This window comes from Aquimarina macrocephali JAMB N27 (assembly GCF_000520995.1).
GTDB lineage: Bacteria > Bacteroidota > Bacteroidia > Flavobacteriales > Flavobacteriaceae > Aquimarina > Aquimarina macrocephali.
The window spans coordinates 1-16,565 of record NZ_JACA01000059.1; the positions used below are offsets into that span (position 1 = coordinate 1).

16 protein-coding genes are annotated in these 16,565 nt (G+C 29.4%); 11 read left to right on the forward strand and 5 right to left on the reverse strand.

Going from position 1 to position 16,565, the window contains the following annotated elements; all coding sequences use genetic code 11:
- Positions 1-47: 47 nt before the first annotated feature.
- The 9 genes from Z054_RS0125455 (at position 48) to Z054_RS0125495 (ending at position 8,138) form a co-directional block, all read left to right on the forward strand.
- A complete protein-coding gene (locus Z054_RS0125455) occupies positions 48-665 on the forward strand; it encodes a hypothetical protein (protein ID WP_024772824.1) in 618 nt (205 codons plus the stop codon).
- A gap of 45 nt (positions 666-710) precedes the next feature.
- Positions 711-1,166, forward strand: coding sequence for a hypothetical protein (locus Z054_RS0125460; protein ID WP_024772825.1), 456 nt, complete (start codon positions 711-713; stop codon positions 1,164-1,166).
- Positions 1,167-1,253: 87 nt separating this feature from the next.
- Positions 1,254-1,814 carry an HNH endonuclease gene (locus Z054_RS0125465; protein WP_024772826.1) on the forward strand — a complete coding sequence of 187 codons (561 nt, stop codon included), beginning with the start codon at positions 1,254-1,256 and terminating at the stop codon, positions 1,812-1,814.
- A 405-nt stretch (positions 1,815-2,219) separates the two neighbouring features.
- Positions 2,220-3,221 (forward strand): helix-turn-helix domain-containing protein, encoded by a 1,002-nt coding sequence (locus Z054_RS0125470; RefSeq protein WP_024772827.1) that lies wholly within the window; start codon positions 2,220-2,222, stop codon positions 3,219-3,221.
- A 120-nt stretch (positions 3,222-3,341) separates the two neighbouring features.
- Positions 3,342-3,866: a hypothetical protein gene (locus Z054_RS30615; RefSeq protein WP_024772828.1), complete on the forward strand. Its 525-nt coding sequence runs from the start codon at positions 3,342-3,344 to the stop codon at positions 3,864-3,866.
- A gap of 7 nt (positions 3,867-3,873) precedes the next feature.
- Positions 3,874-4,470 (forward strand): DinB family protein, encoded by a 597-nt coding sequence (locus Z054_RS0125480; protein WP_024772829.1) that lies wholly within the window; start codon positions 3,874-3,876, stop codon positions 4,468-4,470.
- Positions 4,471-4,481: 11 nt separating this feature from the next.
- Positions 4,482-4,925, forward strand: coding sequence for a hypothetical protein (locus Z054_RS0125485; protein WP_024772830.1), 444 nt, complete (start codon positions 4,482-4,484; stop codon positions 4,923-4,925).
- A gap of 343 nt (positions 4,926-5,268) precedes the next feature.
- Positions 5,269-6,402, forward strand: coding sequence for a helix-turn-helix domain-containing protein (locus Z054_RS0125490; protein ID WP_024772831.1), 1,134 nt, complete (start codon positions 5,269-5,271; stop codon positions 6,400-6,402).
- Between the two features lie 89 nt (positions 6,403-6,491).
- Positions 6,492-8,138 (forward strand): serine hydrolase domain-containing protein, encoded by a 1,647-nt coding sequence (locus Z054_RS0125495; protein ID WP_024772832.1) that lies wholly within the window; start codon positions 6,492-6,494, stop codon positions 8,136-8,138.
- 318 nt (positions 8,139-8,456) lie between these two features.
- Here the strand turns inward: Z054_RS0125495 and Z054_RS30620 are convergent, their stop codons facing one another.
- Positions 8,457-9,953, reverse strand: a complete 1,497-nt coding sequence (locus tag Z054_RS30620; protein ID WP_024772833.1) for a serine hydrolase — start codon at positions 9,951-9,953, stop codon at positions 8,457-8,459.
- Between the two features lie 364 nt (positions 9,954-10,317).
- Between Z054_RS30620 and Z054_RS0125505 the strand changes: the two genes are divergently transcribed.
- Together Z054_RS0125505 and Z054_RS0125510 are read left to right on the forward strand one after the other, a co-directional pair.
- Positions 10,318-10,764, forward strand: a complete 447-nt coding sequence (locus tag Z054_RS0125505; RefSeq protein WP_024772834.1) for a hypothetical protein — start codon at positions 10,318-10,320, stop codon at positions 10,762-10,764.
- Positions 10,765-10,864: 100 nt separating this feature from the next.
- Positions 10,865-11,065 carry a hypothetical protein gene (locus Z054_RS0125510; RefSeq protein WP_024772835.1) on the forward strand — a complete coding sequence of 67 codons (201 nt, stop codon included), beginning with the start codon at positions 10,865-10,867 and terminating at the stop codon, positions 11,063-11,065.
- Here the strand turns inward: Z054_RS0125510 and Z054_RS0125515 are convergent.
- The 4 genes from Z054_RS0125515 to Z054_RS0125530 form a co-directional block, all read right to left on the reverse strand.
- Entirely contained in the window at positions 11,055-11,924 is an 870-nt protein-coding gene (locus Z054_RS0125515; RefSeq protein WP_024772836.1) for a DUF4249 family protein, read from the reverse strand. The genes Z054_RS0125510 and Z054_RS0125515 overlap by 11 nt on opposite strands.
- Before the next feature lie 3 nt (positions 11,925-11,927).
- Positions 11,928-14,516: a TonB-dependent receptor gene (locus tag Z054_RS0125520; RefSeq protein ID WP_152538676.1), complete on the reverse strand. Its 2,589-nt coding sequence runs from the start codon at positions 14,514-14,516 to the stop codon at positions 11,928-11,930.
- Positions 14,517-14,577: 61 nt separating this feature from the next.
- The gene (locus tag Z054_RS0125525) at positions 14,578-15,561 is read right to left on the reverse strand and encodes a FecR family protein (RefSeq protein WP_024772838.1); all 984 of its coding nucleotides are present in this window, start codon (positions 15,559-15,561) and stop codon (positions 14,578-14,580) included.
- A 110-nt stretch (positions 15,562-15,671) separates the two neighbouring features.
- Positions 15,672-16,532: a DUF4249 family protein gene (locus tag Z054_RS0125530; RefSeq protein ID WP_024772839.1), complete on the reverse strand. Its 861-nt coding sequence runs from the start codon at positions 16,530-16,532 to the stop codon at positions 15,672-15,674.
- Positions 16,533-16,565 lie beyond the last annotated feature (33 nt).

Sequence of the window (16,565 nt, forward strand, 5' to 3'; positions counted from 1 at the left end):
TTATCGCCAAACAAAACATACACTTAACGTTGTAGTGCATTGTGAAAATGAATGAAGTGATAAAAAATAGAAAATATAATCAACAAATAATCTGGGAAGGAGATTTAAAAGATGACTGCAAAGCAAAATGGTCTGGATTAATGTTGCGAGCTGAGTGGATGGACGAAGATTATTGGTGGTGGTGCGTTTATGACAACCTGAATAATGATATTCAAATTGACAGTTCAAATGAATATGGTGAAAGGTTTATTGGTGGTGAAATTGCAAGAAATAAAGCAGAGAAAATAGCAAAAGAATACTTAAAAAACGAATTAGTTTTAGAACTCAAAAAATCTCAACTAGAAACAAATTTTGATGAACTTATATCTAATTTGAAAACTATGGGAATTTCGCCGATGCAATCAATTATGACTCTTATAAAAGATTTTGACTTTGAATACTCAAAGGCAAAAGATAAAGTGTTTGATTCTCCTGTTTGGAAAGGATTACGCCAACAATCTGAAAATCTGACTCAAGCCTTCTTAAATATTGCATCGGAAGATGCTGATAATGTTGAATATTATGATGACGGACACGTAAGTTCAATAACTTTTGACTTGACGAAAGAAGACTCAAATAAAAAACAAACCTTTTGGGATAGATTGAAAACTAGAATGAAAAAATAAACGCACTACAACATTTAAAATAAGATGCTAAGAAGATTATAATAGATGAGGACTTATCCAGAAAACACTGAAGAACTAGAAAAAAAACACAGTTTTAGTTTTCCTTTAGATAACAAAAAGTTAGAGCTTATTCATAATAATGTAATTTTACGTAATGATATTGCATTCGTATTTTTCAAATCAAGAATCTTAAATTCACTGAAAATGCAAAATCTATTCGAAAACGAATTATCTAATGAGTCATTTTTGGACAAAAAATTTAACCAAACAGACAGACTTAAAATTTATAAAGCAATAAAAAACCAGCTTCCTCAGCCAGTTAGTGAGAGTAAGAAATTGAGTTTGTATTCTTTGTTTCATTTAAACGAAAAACCAAAAATAGATACTAGAGTATTAACAATTAAAGACTTAATTTGTGATTTAATCAAGCAAAACAGAGTAACTATTAAAGGGGAATTTGAAACTTTTTTTAAAGATGAGCTTGATAACTTAAAATACTAAAACGACACTACAACAATATGTAAAAATGCATTAAAACGCATTTTACATTAACCGTTAACTACAATTAAATACAACTTAAAAATCTTAATGGCAATATATAATACTGTTTCAGACTCTTCTAATACTGCTGTAAGAGCATTATTAACTAAAATCGGAGAATATTATTGGGGTAAATCATTTAATACTGGCTCAGGAAAATCGAAAAGAATATGGGAATCTATTAGAGATGAAATTTTTAATGGAGAATGTGCTTATTGCAAAGATAAAAATTCCAAACTTCAAATTGAACACTTAATAATGTTCAATAGAACTCAATTTGGTTTACATCACCCTGGGAATGTTGTCCCTGTCTGTAACGATTGTAACAAAAGAAGGAAAAACAAAAAAAAAGAATACTTAGATTGGAAGGATCACTTGTTAGAAATATGTCTTGAAAATGACACTATGAATACTTTTGAATCTAAAAGAGATAAAATTTTAAATCATATGAACGAAGGTGAATTCAAATACCCCAATTTGAATGAAACTGAAAGAAATGCAATACGAGTAATTGCAAATTCGCTTTACGAAAATATTAAATCGGAAGGAGATAAATCTCTAAGGATGTATATGGAATTGGATAAAGTATTTGTTAAAAACAAACAGTAGCTAACACTATAAATGTGATCATAGCTGAATAGCAATTAATCTATTGGTTCTTGTATATTTATGATGGCATAGCAATTTTAAAGCTAAATAAGGTATGAAATCTGCGCAGAAGTCCAGGGTTAGGTAACAATTTACCCTGCTACAACACATATATTAAACATTACTACAAATTAAAATAAAAAAACACAAGGAAGATATAAAAATGTAATAAAAACATATTTTACACTTAACGTCATAATGCATTCAGAAAACCCTTAGTATCTAATATTTTATTCAAGGAAACATGTTCTTTAAAGTATATTAATACTATAATCTCCTATTTTACCAATTATAAATTCGTATCAATCATTGATGAATTAATACAATTACTAAATACAATGTTATCAAAAACCGTAAATTTATTACATGTTAACAACGGGATTAATTCTTATTCTTGCTTCTCTTGGTCTGGCTCAAGGTCTTTTTTTAAGTTTTTACTTATTCACACTTAAAAAAGGTGATGTAAAATCTAATATTTTTCTAGCACTTTTCTTATTAGGTCTAACCATTAGAATTGGTAAATCTGTATTAAATTATTACATCCCTTTAGAGAATTGGCAAAACAACATTGGTATTTCAGGCATTTTGTTTGCCGCACCTTCTTTATGGCTGTATGGAATTACACTTTTTGATAAAAAAAGAATACTATCAGTAAAAGATTACCTTCATTTTGTTCCTTTTATATTGTTTCTTTTTTTAATTCCATTTGTACCAAGAAATGGAAATTTTGAATCTTTTTGGAACTACGGAATAGTTGTTTTTTGTTTACTTTTTTATTTAATACTATCCTGGACGTATCTATATAAAAATCGGGTAAAAGTATCCAAAAACATATTCTTTTGGTATCGTAATATACTAATTGGTACTACATTTGTTTTGATTCATTATATTGGTAATCTTTTTGATTTTACGATGTACTATATCAGAGGCCCTATATTTTATTCTTTTCTAATATATGCTTTTAGTTTCATTTTCTTAAACCGGCACAAGTTTAATCTACAGAAATATAGCAATTCTAATTTGGACAAAAATAATTCTCGAGATCTATTTTTGGAGATTAAAAAACTCTTTGAAACCGAACAACTTTTTTTAGATGACCAACTAACTTTACTTGTTGTTTCTAAAAAATTAAACAGGAAAACTCGAGAAATTTCGCAAGCCATTAATGAAAACACCCAACAAAATTTTTATGATTTTGTAAACCAGCAACGTATTGAAAAAGCAGAGCAATTATTTAACGATTCAGAATACAAAAATGAAAAAATAGCTACAATTGCTTACGAATCTGGTTTTGGAAATGTTACTTCTTTTAATGTTGCCTTTAAGAAAAAAACCGGACTAACCCCTTCAGCTTATAGAAAAGGATAAAAAATTAGATTTTTCGTTCAAGGAAGAACGTATATTAAACTATTCTAACAATTTATTATTGAATATTGTCAAATACAAATTTGTAATGATTTTTAATTATATCATTAAAATATTCAATACATGGACAGAAAGAAATTCATTTATGGTTCAATTGTAGGGCTTGGTACAGCAATCGCCATACCTGCATATTTACTCACAAAACCACAAAAAGAAAACGCTCAACAATCCAAAAAAGATTCGGATCAATTAGATGAAAAATTAGTGAAAGATTTTGTAATTGCCGGGCATTCAAAACTAAATCTGGTTAAAGAGATGCTTAATGAGCATCCAAACTTAATTTATACATCTTATGATTGGGGAAATGGTGATTTTGAAGAAGCGATTGAAGGTGCGGCCCATCTAGGAAACAAAGAGATTGTAAACTACTTTATATCTAAAGGATCAAGAGCTAATCTTTTTGTATTAACAATGTTAGGCAAAACATCCTTAGTAAAACCAGTTATCGAGACTTATCCCGAATTACTTTTTGCAAAAGGCGCTCATGGTCTTACGCTACTCCATCATGCGCAAATTGGTGAGTGTTTAGAACTCGAAGACTATTTTAAGGAAAAAGGATTAACCAAAAAAATGATAAAAATTAGATAAAAAAATTATGAAAAAGATAATACCGTTTTTAATATTACTTGTACAATGCACTTCAACTTCTAATAATGAACTTACGAAAGAAGAACGAAATTTTGCAATCAATGAGTTAACTAATTCAAAAAACAATTTATTAAGTGTCGTAGATGATTTGAATGAATTACAACTTAACTATAAAAGTGATGAATCATCTTGGTCTATTGCTCAATGTACAGAACATATTACAATCTTTGAGAATCAAGTATTTGAAATACTTGAAGAATCTCTAGAATTACCTGCAAATCCAGAAAGAAGAGAAGGTGTAAAAAACACCGACAAAGAACTTATGGCTCGTATACTAGATCGAACAGATAAAGCGACTACACAAGAAGACCTTGAACCAAATGGAACATATGGAAATCATAACTCCACTATTGAAGAGTTTATAGTAAAACGCGAAAAACATATAAACTACATCAATACCACTAAAGATGATCTAAGGAATCATTTCATGGCTTTTGGGACTGTGGATGCTTATCAAATTTTTCTATACATGTCTGCACATACAGAACGCCATATCGAACAAATTAAAGAAATTAAAGAAAACATAAATTTTCCAAAAAATTAAATAATAAACAGATGAAAAAAATAACAATGATTAGTTTAATCACTCTCTTTATAGTTGCATCATGTAAAGAAAACACCCAAGGTACGAGTAATGATAAATCAACAACAAAACAAAATTATTCAAACCTAACACCACTAGAAGTTGTAAACAAAAGAATGAATTATTTTAATGAACATAATTATGATGAGTTCATTAAACTTTATAATACTGATGTTAAAGTATATACATATCCAGATAACTTAATGGGGACAGGTTCAGACAGGCTCGCTTTTATATTTAAATCAGATTTCGAAAGTAAATCAGTAGCAGTAAAAATTGTAAATCAAATGGATAATGGTCCTTATGTTATTAATCATGAAATAGTCTCTAATAATGGTAAAAAGACTAAGTATATTTCTATTTATAAAGTCGAAAAAGGGCTCATAAGTGCTGTAAGTTTTGTGAGAGATTTTTAACTCCAAAAGTTATTCTATTCATTCTAAAATAGATTCTAAAAATGCTAATGGTTTTCATCTAGAATTTCAAAAAAAAACGATTCGATAATAATAGAATAGATTTGGATTAGACGTAAATAAGAAAGCATGTAAAGAGTATATTCTTCCCGTACTTTTGAATTAAAAGACCAGTATATAATTTATTGCCTCGCACTCACCTACTTACCAAAATCTTAGCGGATCTTCTTTTCGGTTTGTATTTGTTAAATTTGATTCTGGATCTAAAACATATTATTTTGGACTTGCAGTTGATGATGTCGAAGCAAAGTATTTATCAAATGAACTGAATAAAAAAATGTAATTAATGTGCGAATTCAATTTAAATGTTTTTAATTTTATAATAATAGCATCTGTATTTATAGGAACAACATTTGGACTACTACTTATTTTTACTAGGCGGATAAACAGAAAAGCTAATGTACTACTTGGCTTAGTTACTTTCATTATTGTTTTTTGGAATATTTGGATATTGAGTTTGGATTTTCAAATAACTAATTATCTACCACATTTTTATTTAATACCATTAAATTACTCTTTGGCTCTTGGGCCATTATTATACTTATATGTTAAAAAAATAACCAACTTTAGTTATCATCTTTCTAAAAAAGATAGCATTCATTTTTTGCCATTAGTAATTGAACTCACTATACATTTTATTATAAGTCGTGATGCGTTTGTTAATAATATCATTGGTATTGAAACTGATACTTATTATAAATTAATGCCCATCGTTCAGTTTTTTGCTATTGTTTCTGTTGTAACCTATTGTTTATATGCACTGAAAGCAATTAAAGCATATCATTCTTGGTTAAACAAAAATTATAGCAACAATGACGCATATAGTTTAAGATGGTTATATAGGTTGATTATTGTGTTCGCTGTGCTTTGGTTTTTATGGACACCTTATACAATTATTGATTATGTAATATTTGATTTCCAGTTAAACATAAGTGATTATTATCCAATTTATGTATTACTTTCTATTATAACTATTTGGATTAGTGCTGAAGCTTTTTTAAGGCCAGAAATAATTTTACTTGAGGCTAATAGAGAAAATAGTATTGACAAAGAAAAACCATCTGAAGAGATCTTTAAAAAAGCATCTTGGTTAAAAGAACAAATGGTAACTAATCTTTTTTATCTTAACTCAGAATTGACCTTAAAGTCTTTAGCAGATAACCTTAATATGCACCCAAATGTCTTGTCCAAAGTAATAAACGATGGTTTAGATAAAAATTTCTCGGATTTTGTAAATGAATATCGTGTAAATGCTATTATTGAAAAGTTACATAGTGGTAATTATGATCACATAACTTTATTAGGTATATCTTTTGAATGTGGTTTCAATTCAAAAACAACTTTTAATAGAGTCTTTAAAAACATCAAAGGAGTGACTCCTATAAATTATAAAAAATCAATAAAAAACAACCCTGAATAGCTATAAATGGGTACCATTCTATAATATGGGGCTTTCGGTAATCTTAGTAAGTATATGTTTGTTGAATAATCCAATTTATACAATCAAATATGAAATCAAATTATTACTTAGCACTTATTGCTTGCTTAATAATATCTTGCAATACCATCAATAGTTCGCCCAAAAAAAATTCTCAAACAAAAGAAATTGAAAATTTATATTTTTCAAAAATTGACTTTAAAAAAAATAAACCAACATCAGATAACTACTCAAATAGTTTTACGCTAAACAAAGATGAATTTCTAAACATTCACTTTACATTAGACAAACCTCTTATCGAGAGTCTTAAGTTATTGGCTCCAAACTTAACACAAGACCAATTATTAAATAAAGGGAATTTTCAATTTTCGTTTTTAGTAGATGGAGAAATAATTTATGTAGAAAATTTAAACAAAGGTGCAGGAACAATTGATTCTAAAACAACTCAACTTAAACATATGATTCCTTTAGTTTATCCCAAACAAATTGACTTTTGGGGTTGGTTTATGTGGTTAAAGTTTATGAAATTAGGAGGGGGACAAGATGTTCTTGCTGAAGGGAACCATTCTTTAAGTATTGAAGTAAGGCCTTATATAAAAGAAGAAACATTAAAAGTTGGTACCATTCTAGCCAAAGGAAATATTACTGTAGAGGTGGCAAAAATCCTTGTAGATGAAACTCTAATACCTGTTCAAAAAATACAACCCAATAGTGGTTGGGAATTATCTAAAGATAATTTTAATAGTCCCAAAATAGAAGCTCTAAATAGAAAAATAGCTGAAAAAAGATTTGAAAATATTAATGGCGTTGTAGTTATAAAAGAAAATAAGCTTTTAATAGAAGAATACTTTAATGGTGAAAATAGAAATAGTTTACATGATTCAAGATCTGTAGGGAAATCACTTGCCTCTACAATGCTCGGAATTGCTATTGAAGAAAATCACATTAAAAGTGAAAATACATTATTAAAAGATTTTTACGAATTAAAATCTTTTAATAATTATAGCAAGAAAAAAGATTCAATAACATTAAAATCTCTTTTAACGATGAGTTCCGGATTTCTTGGTGATGATAGTGATTACAGTAGCCCTGGAAATGAAGAAAACATGTACCCAACAAATAATTGGGTGAAATTTTCACTTAATTTACCTATGCAGAAAGACAAAACAATAGGAAAAGACTTTACATATTTTACAGCTGGAGTAGTGATTCTAGGGGATGTCATTCACAAATCTGTTCCTGAAGGGTTAGTTTCATATGCAGATAAAAAATTATTTGCACCTCTTGATATTACCAATTATAAATGGCAATATACACCACAAAAAGTAGGAAATACTGCTGGCGGAATACAGCTAAGAGCAATTGATTTTGCTAAGTATGGACAGTTATACAAAAACAAAGGAAAATGGAATGGCAAACAAATTATAACTGAAAAGTGGGTAGAAAAAAGTTTATCAAAACAAGTATCACAAGCCTATGCTGGAATAGAAGGCGGGTATTATGGCTACCTTTTCTGGAATAAAACATATACCGTCAATGGTAAAAATCATCAAGTTTCTTTTTGCAGTGGTAGAGGTGGAAATAAAATCTTCATCTTCAAAGACATTCCTTTTGTTGTCGTTATTACTTCTTCTGCATATAACAATCCAAGTGCCCACTCTAATGCAGACAAAATGATGATTGAATATATATTACCAGCAATAATCGAGAAAGAATAAAGCCAGTTGCCAACAATGTATAAAAAACATAGGACGTTTTGTACTTAATCGAGATTGCATGTATATAAAGAAGGCTCTAATATTGTATACCAAATGTCATTAGAGAATTTAATGGTCCAGATAAAGAAGAATATTCATTAGAAGACATTAAAAACAATAACTCTAAAGTTGTTTCAATTATCTGGAAATAAAATACAGCAAACAATGTCCAAAAAAAACAGAAAAACAAGTTAATATTTTGCCTTGCTGCGACACACATATTAAAAGTTACCATTCATTGCAAAACGAACTCTGAGTCGAAAAATTGTAATTTAAAAACTACTTGTTTTTATTAAGCCATATTTCTAATTTCTGAGCTTTATCTTTAGCATATTCTAGAGTATTATCCATCTCATAACACTTTTTAAAATTCTTTAAAGCATGTATAGAATCTCCTTTTTCTAATAACCCATCACCATAACTATCATATACATTTGCAGAGTTTGGATATTCGTCTATGTTTAACTTAAATATTTTTAACGACTCTTCTAGATTACCATTTTGCAATAACAAATATCCTAATTGATTAATATTACCTTCTTTAACTTCATAAGTCATTGTATCCTTTTTTATCTCATAATAATGAGCAATACCTTTATCGATGCCTTCATTCAATATTTTTTTAGCCAAAACAGTTTCGGCTTTTAATCTTGGAACCTTATATGATTCATTTCTATTAATATTGACAAAACCACCAACTATATCTCGAAGATTACTATTTGAATTATTAGTTAGTAAAATTAAACCGCTTTTGGCATCGACTTCATTATACAAATAAGTACCAAAACCTACCCAACCACCAGAATGAAAAACAATCCTTGGTTCGGTTTTAGATTCTATAAACCAACCAAAACCATAGTTAGTTTCTTCTCCACTATTTAATTTCCCTGGTGTAAATGCTTCATCCAGATATGCTTTTGAAATAATTGTATGATTAGAAAGTGCCATATTCCATTTCATTAAATCTTCTAATGTTGAGTAAATACCACCATCGCCTCTTACATCATTAACAATATTATAATCATTAAGTTCTAAATCTTTTTGGTTTAATGCAGTTTGGTAACCAAAAACACGATTTGGCATGTTTGGGTCTGCTGCCTCTTGGTATTTATACAAAACGGTATTATTCATTTTTAGAGGTTCTAAAATTTGCTCTTTTAAAAATGTGCTAAAATGCTGTCCTGATATTTTTTCTACTATCGAAGCTAAAAACAAATAACCAGTGTTACTATACTCCCACTTCTCTCCTGTTTCAAAATCTAATCCCGGATTGACTCTATATATTTCTTTAATGATTTCATCGTTTCCTAAAATGTACTTTTTAGTAGAATCTGCAGGTTTCCAATTGTAATCAATTAGCCTTTCATAATCGGTTAACCCCGAGGTATGGTGCAATAAATGCTTGACAGTTATATTTTTATATGGGAAATTGGGAAGAATAGTATTTACTTTTTGATCGTAATCTAACTTTCCTGCTTCTTTTAATTTCATAATGGCCATACCAGTAAACTGCTTACTAACTGATGCTAAACGAAATTGTGAATCTAAGGTTAAGGAATCTTTAGGATTGATGCTTCTTAATCCCGAAGTATTTTTAAAAACAACTTCTCCGTTTTTGTATACTAAGATGTTTCCTGTTGTTATGCCTTTTTTGTGAAGCTCATTCAAAAACTCTTTATAAGTATTAGTTTCGGTTGCTGGTTTCTTTTCTGTTTTACAGGAAAAAAGGCAAACTGTAAGAAAACATATAAAGGCTATTTTTTTTATTGATTTCATTTTCTTAATTGATTAATTGAACACACTAAAATTACAATTAAATCCTTAATTATTTGGCAACGTATTACTATACTTAGCATTAACAACAATTGCTTTATTACTACTGCTCTTTGGGCTATTTTAAATAATAAAACTGAATTTGCTTTAACACTGAAAAATAGAAAACAGAATTTAATCGAATAAAATTAACTCTGAAAAACAGTAAAACGGCTACAAAATGCGTAACTAATTACTATTTCCTTGTAAATCAAAGTTAATAATTGAGTTATAAAGGTTAGTGATTCTCCAAGATTTAGTAAATTTAACACACAACTTACCATACACGAGACCTTAACTGCAATTAGAATATAAATTGAATAAGATCATGATAAAACCAATAATCTTTTTTTTGTCTCTCTTATTTTTAGGATGTAATGGTCCTAATAAAAAAGAAAATCGTTCCTTTTCAGATATCGAAAGAAAAAGTATAAATTGTGTAAAACAGATTTTTGAAAAAGACAGCATTTTTGGCAACATCAGAAATCACGCTTCCGAAAAAGTTTCATTAACTGAAGCTATTAATAATTACTCAAAAAATTCAAAATCATTAGATTATTCTAATTGCCCGGAAGGATTTGAATCAGCATTTTCTAAACATATTGATGCGTGGCTGGATTTTAGAAAAATATCGGATAAATATCCGTTACTTCGTGGAGAATTACATGATGTTTTTGCTGTCATAGAAAAAAGCAAAGATTCTACAGAATTTAAATCAAGATTGAATCAAATTTTGGAAACATGGAAAATAGTTGAAGAGAGTTCAAATCAATAAAAGCCAATTACCAACAAAATGTACAATTCATTACTTCGGGTTTTCTCTATTGATAAAGAAAATACCTTTACAATTATCAACAATAATTTGTCTTAAAATTATGGAAAACGAAAATAAATCACCTCGTAGAACTTGGGATCTGATGATCGGGATTGCTCTTGTCTTATTTGGAAGTTTGCGATTATACAACAGATTACAGGCTCAAACAGAATGGGGTTTTAGATCTATTATTACTATATTGTTTATTGGATATGGTGGATATCTGATCTATAGACATTTTCAAAACTCATCTAAGGGTTAACCGGATCGAGAGTTAGTTTTGTTTCTAATAATCTAAAACCAGCAAAAACACCATAACCACCTTCTCCTTGTATATTATTAGGAGGTATAATAGGCTGAAAGAAAGGGTTTGATGTTTGATCTTTATTTAGAAACGATGCTTTTAAAGTAGTGTAAATAATCTCATCTACGTTTGCAACTTTTACAGTTATTTCCTGAGTTGTATTTATATTAAAAATCGTTCCGTTTGCAGATACACCAAGTCCATCTCCATTTACATCTGTTGCAAATCTTTCAATATCAAAATCTGATATAGTGGGGTCTTCTCCAGTATTGTTCACTGTATTAAACAAAGCACCAATAATATAAAAATTATTTTCTCCTTTAAGGTCATCAAAACTTACGATAAGGTTTTCCCGAACGTTACCTTCATAAATTTTTAACCCCTTTGTAACAATTGCATTTTCTACTCTGGCAGTAGGAATAGTACAAGTGGCTTTAAACTCTTTTCCTTCGGCTATAACGTTTAATGTATAACTTTTTCCCGGTGCTATCAAAAAATTATCAGATGAAATCTCGTATAATTTATTATCATTAGAATAGATCAATTCAATCTCTTCTTGATTTTCATTTCTAATAGTTACAACGGCATCTTTAATAAGCAGAGTGTTTTCAAAATCTGCTTGCTCAATTTGTAATGGTTCATCAAATACAGATATCGTTTTAGAGACTTTTACTTTAATCACTTTTTCTTCAGGAGATAAAAACCCGTTAATCAAAACTAACTTCTCTCCTTCTGGTTTGTTTTTTATTTCTTCTTTTAGATCATCGCAACCTAAAATGATAAAACCACCAATTATAAATAAAATGTAAGATCTCATAAGCTAAAATTTTAAACTGTAATTAAATGATGGAAGGAATTGAAATAAATACCTTCTGTATAAAACATTCCGAGAATTTTCTTCATTCTTTGAAACTTCATAATAAAAAGGGTTTTTTCTGGCATATACATTATAAAACGAAAAACCCCATGTTCTTTCTCTCTTACGCTTTGTGATTTTATGAAATTGAATTCCCAAATCTAAACGATGAAAGTTTTCTCCTTTAAAATTATTTTTTTCTGTATTAAACAGTAATATATTATCATTATTATTTACATCTTCTATCGGAAAATTATCCCCAGCAGCAACTCCCAATGTATTTGGAAGGTTATAATTAATTCCTGATGAAAATAGCCAATTACCAGAAATCGTTATCTTTTTACTGGGCTTATATATACCAACTAATGAAAAATCGTGTCTTCTATCATAGCGCTCATTAAATATCTTTCCTCCATTTAAGTCTTCAAATTGTCTTTGCGACCATGATAACGTATACCCCAACCAACCTGTTAATTTCCCTTTCTTCTTTCTAAACAAAAATTCTGTTCCATATGCCCAACCTTTCCCAGTAGTAATACCATTTACAAAATCTACGGTTCGGATTGATCCTGTGATTTCTTTTTCGCTTCCGAGACCTGCAAAAGAAACTCCTTCTTTAAACGCTATGATATCATTCATTTTTTTATAATAGCCTTCAATGGTTAATTCATAACTATTATTGCCAAAATCTTTGGCCAATCCCAAAGCAATTTGCTCAGAAAGCTGGGGTTTTAACCGTTCTGTCGAAGACACCCAAAGATCTGTTGGCAAACCCAGACCACTATTAGATAGTCTATGTATATACTGATTCATTTTTGCATACGATCCCTTTAATGTAAACAAAGGAAATAACTTGTAAGCTACAGAAAGTCTCATCTCTGGTTTAAAATAACCTTTAGATTTATGCTGAAAATGACTAAATCTCAAACCCGGGTATATGCTAATTTTATCATTAATCCTCCAATCATCTTCAATATATACAGCACTCTCTAAGGTTTTAATTTTTTGTGTATTTACAATTTCATCATCACTAATATTTCTAATATCAATTTCTTTTGGCGTAAAATCATGATAAGTTGATCCCAGACCAAACCTAAATGTATGATTGGGATTAGGGTAGTAATTAAAATCGAACTTAACTCCATAATCGTTGATCCCAGAGCTAGTCTTAAAAGTAGAAATACGATTTGCTGCCCCTGTATTTTTATTACTAACTGTAAATTTATAATTACTAAATATTAGTGATGTATTAGAGAAGAGTTTATTATTAAATTCATGATTCCAACGTAAAGTAGAGGTTATATTACCCCAAAGAATTTTCTGCTTAGACTTCTCATTCTCTGCAGCAGTTTTATATCTATATTTATCTTGCCCATAGTATGTGCTCCAATACAGTTTATTTTTATCATTTATAACATGATGAAGCTTAGCGTTGACATCGGTGAAATAATAAACCAACTTGTACTCCTTAGACATAAATGGTAAAAGTAGTAGGTCTGCATATGTTCTGCGACCACTTATTACAAAGGATGTTTTTCCTTTTTTTATAGGCCCCTCTAGCAATAAAGATGATGAAATCAAGCTAATATTTGCTTTGCCGGCAAATTTCTCCTTATTCCCATTTTTAGTATCTATTTTCACTACAGAAGATAGTCTTCCGCCATATCGTGCAGGAAAACCTCCTTTAAATATTTCTACCGATTTAATGGCGTCTCCATTAAATATGGAAAAAATCCCAAAAAGATGATTTGAATTATAAACTGTGGCTTCATCTAGTATGATCAAATTTTGATCAGGTGTTCCGCCACGAACATAAAACCCGGTAGAACCTTCACTACCAGATTGTACCCCAGGTAATAATTGCAAGGTCTTAATAGCATCTTTTTCTCCAAGAATTGTAGGGATATCTTCAAAAATTGAAGGATTTAATCTCTCAGAACTCATCTGTGTAACCTGGCTTTTATTTGTTTCCTGATCAGAACTTATAATAACTTCATCCAGGTATTGAGTATCTAATTCTAAATCAAAATTTATCACTCTATCAGAAACAAGATCTATATTTTCCTTAACATTTTTATATCCTACAAACGAGATTAATACTTGATAATTACCTTCTGGAATAGAAAGAGAGTAAAATCCATAATCATTGGTTATTGTACCGGCATTAAGCTCGGGAATATAAATAGACACACTACTCAAATATTCCTGGCTTCCTTTTTCTGAAATATAACCGCTAATTGTATGTTTTTTTGGTCGTTTATAAATCAGTAACTTTTTACCTAAAAGTTTAAATTGATATAATTTAGAAGGAAAAAGGGTTTTTAAAACCTGAGTTAAAGTTTTTTCTTTAACACTAATAGATATCACTTTGGTAAGATCAATTGCACTATCTGAGTATCCTATTGTAAAATCTAATTTAGCTTCTAATTCAGACAGCACATTTGCAATAGATGTATTTTCTTTAATTAAATTAATTTTTTGATCTAAAATAGTTTCCTGGGCAAAACTATCGAACAATCCAATAAAGAGCACTATAAAAAGTACCCAAATCATTTTTATTTTCACAATTAGACTGAACCGGCAATTTGATTTTTGCAAAAAGAATGTTGTTTTTTTATGAGTTACACTCCCCTCCTTTTATGGTAATAGTATTCGAATCTACTTTTTCATAGGTAAGGTCAAATAATATTTTAAGTGTTTCCAGAACATTTTCAAACGATTCGTTGTCAAAGATAGTCGTTAACGTACAATTAGCAAACTCCTGACTCTCGATGATTAGATTCTTATTGTAATACAGTTCTATATCTTTAATTACTTGTTCGATAGAAGTTTTTTCAAATCTAAGCATCCCCGATTTCCAGGAAGAAAAATTTAGATTTTCATTTGCAGCTTTTACCAATTTACCACTTGCCATTGCCGTTATCTTATCTCCCGGAACTAAGATTTTTTTATGATTATTTGATAAAAACTCAACACTACCCGTTACTAATACAAGTTCGACTTCTTTTGTATTAACGTTATTTTTTAAGTTAAATGATGTCCCTAGAACCCTAGTTTGCGTTGTATTTGCAATAACAACAAACGGTTTATCAGGGTTTTTTGTAACCTCAAAAAAACCTTCTCCTTTTAGATTTAACAGTCTACTATCTCCTTTAAAGCCTTTTTTATATGTAAGTTGGCTACCTTCATTAAGCCATACTGAAGAGTTATCAGGTAATATAAATCTATTTTCGGTTCCTGCCTTTGCTATTAAAGTTACTTCTGTATTAAAAAATGAATTAAAATAAAAACCTAAACCTATTAATAACACAATAGACGCCGCTATCCTAAGATAAACCTTATTAAATTTTGGTTTTTTATTTTCTAAAGCAATTATGCCAGATTCAAATTTGTCCCATTGTTCATCTACATTAATTTTATCAAAATCCCCTATATCTTCTGAAGTATTCCATATGCGTTTAACATTTTCAAAATAGGTTGTATTCGATTCGGACTCAGCAATCCAATTTTCTACAAACTTTCGTTCATCATCTTGTACGTTATTTTGTAAATAACGTGTTAAAAGTTGTAGTATATGATCTTCTTGTTCGATATTCATTTCTGAAATTAAAATCTGGCTCTAAAAGTAATAAATTATTAAGATTATGTTGTCAAAACAACTTTAAGTTCGTTTTTTAAATAATAGTTTAATCGATTTTATCTTTTTGTCTAAAAAGTTTCTTCTACTTCTGCTAATTGATATCCTGCAAAAACACCAAATCCATTCTCTCCTTCTATATTAGTAGGAGCAATAACTGATTCTGCAAATGGGTCTCCGTCATTAAAATCGTTTAAGTATGTTGCCCTTAGAGCTCCGTATAATATTTTTTCTGCATTGGCCACCTTAATTTTTAATTTTGGATTAGGTAATGCATTTGCAGATAAGTTAAAAAAACCTTCTGCCGTGATTACAGAATTTTCTCTACTTACATCTGTTGCAAACTGTCTAAACTCGAAATTTACATTTTCTACTCCGTCATTAATTGTGCCTCCTCCATTATCAAAAGACTGAGTAACTACAGCACCTATAATGTAAAAATTATTTTGATCCTTAATATCTCCTATGGTAACTTTTAATAAGCGATTACCAGAGAATTCGTCTTCTTTTATCTTAATATTCTTCTCTATCCTTTGTACGGATTCTGTTGGTATTGTGCAAGATGCTTTATATTCTTTACCTAGAGCCGTAACCTTTAAAAAATATTTCTTACCAGGTGTGATTGTTAAACCACTTGCCGGTGCTTCATAATTTAAAGATACATCCATATATGTAAGTGCTACCTCATTTTTTTCTTCGTCTGTTATCACTACAGTAGCATCTTTAATGACCATATCCTTAACATTGGTACTAGATGCTCTTGACTTAGACCTTGACACTTGTACTTTTAGTGTTGTATCTTGTGGTGATAAGTAGCCATTAATAACAACAAGCTGTTGTTTTTCTAATAAATCACTTGCATCTACGCTTGTCTCGCAACTTACTAAACAAATGCTTAGAATTATTAATATTATATTTTGAAAATATTTCATCTGTGTATCTTTATATTTTTCTAATAATGTTGA

What these genes read in the sequence shown, in the direction of transcription:
- Z054_RS0125470 (WP_024772827.1), top strand. Translation starts at nt 2,220, where the DNA reads ATGTTAACAACGGGATTAATTCTTATTCTTGCTTCTCTTGGTCTGGCT.
- Z054_RS0125495 (WP_024772832.1), top strand. Translation starts at nt 6,492, where the DNA reads ATGAAATCAAATTATTACTTAGCACTTATTGCTTGCTTAATAATATCT.
- Z054_RS0125515 (WP_024772836.1), bottom strand. Translation starts at nt 11,924, where the DNA reads ATGAGATCTTACATTTTATTTATAATTGGTGGTTTTATCATTTTAGGT.
- Z054_RS0125485 (WP_024772830.1), top strand. Translation starts at nt 4,482, where the DNA reads ATGAAAAAAATAACAATGATTAGTTTAATCACTCTCTTTATAGTTGCA.
- Z054_RS0125460 (WP_024772825.1), top strand. Translation starts at nt 711, where the DNA reads ATGAGGACTTATCCAGAAAACACTGAAGAACTAGAAAAAAAACACAGT.
- Z054_RS0125510 (WP_024772835.1), top strand. Translation starts at nt 10,865, where the DNA reads ATGGAAAACGAAAATAAATCACCTCGTAGAACTTGGGATCTGATGATC.
- Z054_RS0125480 (WP_024772829.1), top strand. Translation starts at nt 3,874, where the DNA reads ATGAAAAAGATAATACCGTTTTTAATATTACTTGTACAATGCACTTCA.
- Z054_RS0125505 (WP_024772834.1), top strand. Translation starts at nt 10,318, where the DNA reads ATGATAAAACCAATAATCTTTTTTTTGTCTCTCTTATTTTTAGGATGT.
- Z054_RS0125490 (WP_024772831.1), top strand. Translation starts at nt 5,269, where the DNA reads ATGTGCGAATTCAATTTAAATGTTTTTAATTTTATAATAATAGCATCT.
- Z054_RS0125530 (WP_024772839.1), bottom strand. Translation starts at nt 16,532, where the DNA reads ATGAAATATTTTCAAAATATAATATTAATAATTCTAAGCATTTGTTTA.
- Z054_RS0125520 (WP_152538676.1), bottom strand. Translation starts at nt 14,516, where the DNA reads ATGATTTGGGTACTTTTTATAGTGCTCTTTATTGGATTGTTCGATAGT.
- Z054_RS0125465 (WP_024772826.1), top strand. Translation starts at nt 1,254, where the DNA reads ATGGCAATATATAATACTGTTTCAGACTCTTCTAATACTGCTGTAAGA.
- Z054_RS0125525 (WP_024772838.1), bottom strand. Translation starts at nt 15,561, where the DNA reads ATGAATATCGAACAAGAAGATCATATACTACAACTTTTAACACGTTAT.
- Z054_RS30620 (WP_024772833.1), bottom strand. Translation starts at nt 9,953, where the DNA reads ATGAAATCAATAAAAAAAATAGCCTTTATATGTTTTCTTACAGTTTGC.
- Z054_RS0125455 (WP_024772824.1), top strand. Translation starts at nt 48, where the DNA reads ATGAATGAAGTGATAAAAAATAGAAAATATAATCAACAAATAATCTGG.
- Z054_RS30615 (WP_024772828.1), top strand. Translation starts at nt 3,342, where the DNA reads ATGGACAGAAAGAAATTCATTTATGGTTCAATTGTAGGGCTTGGTACA.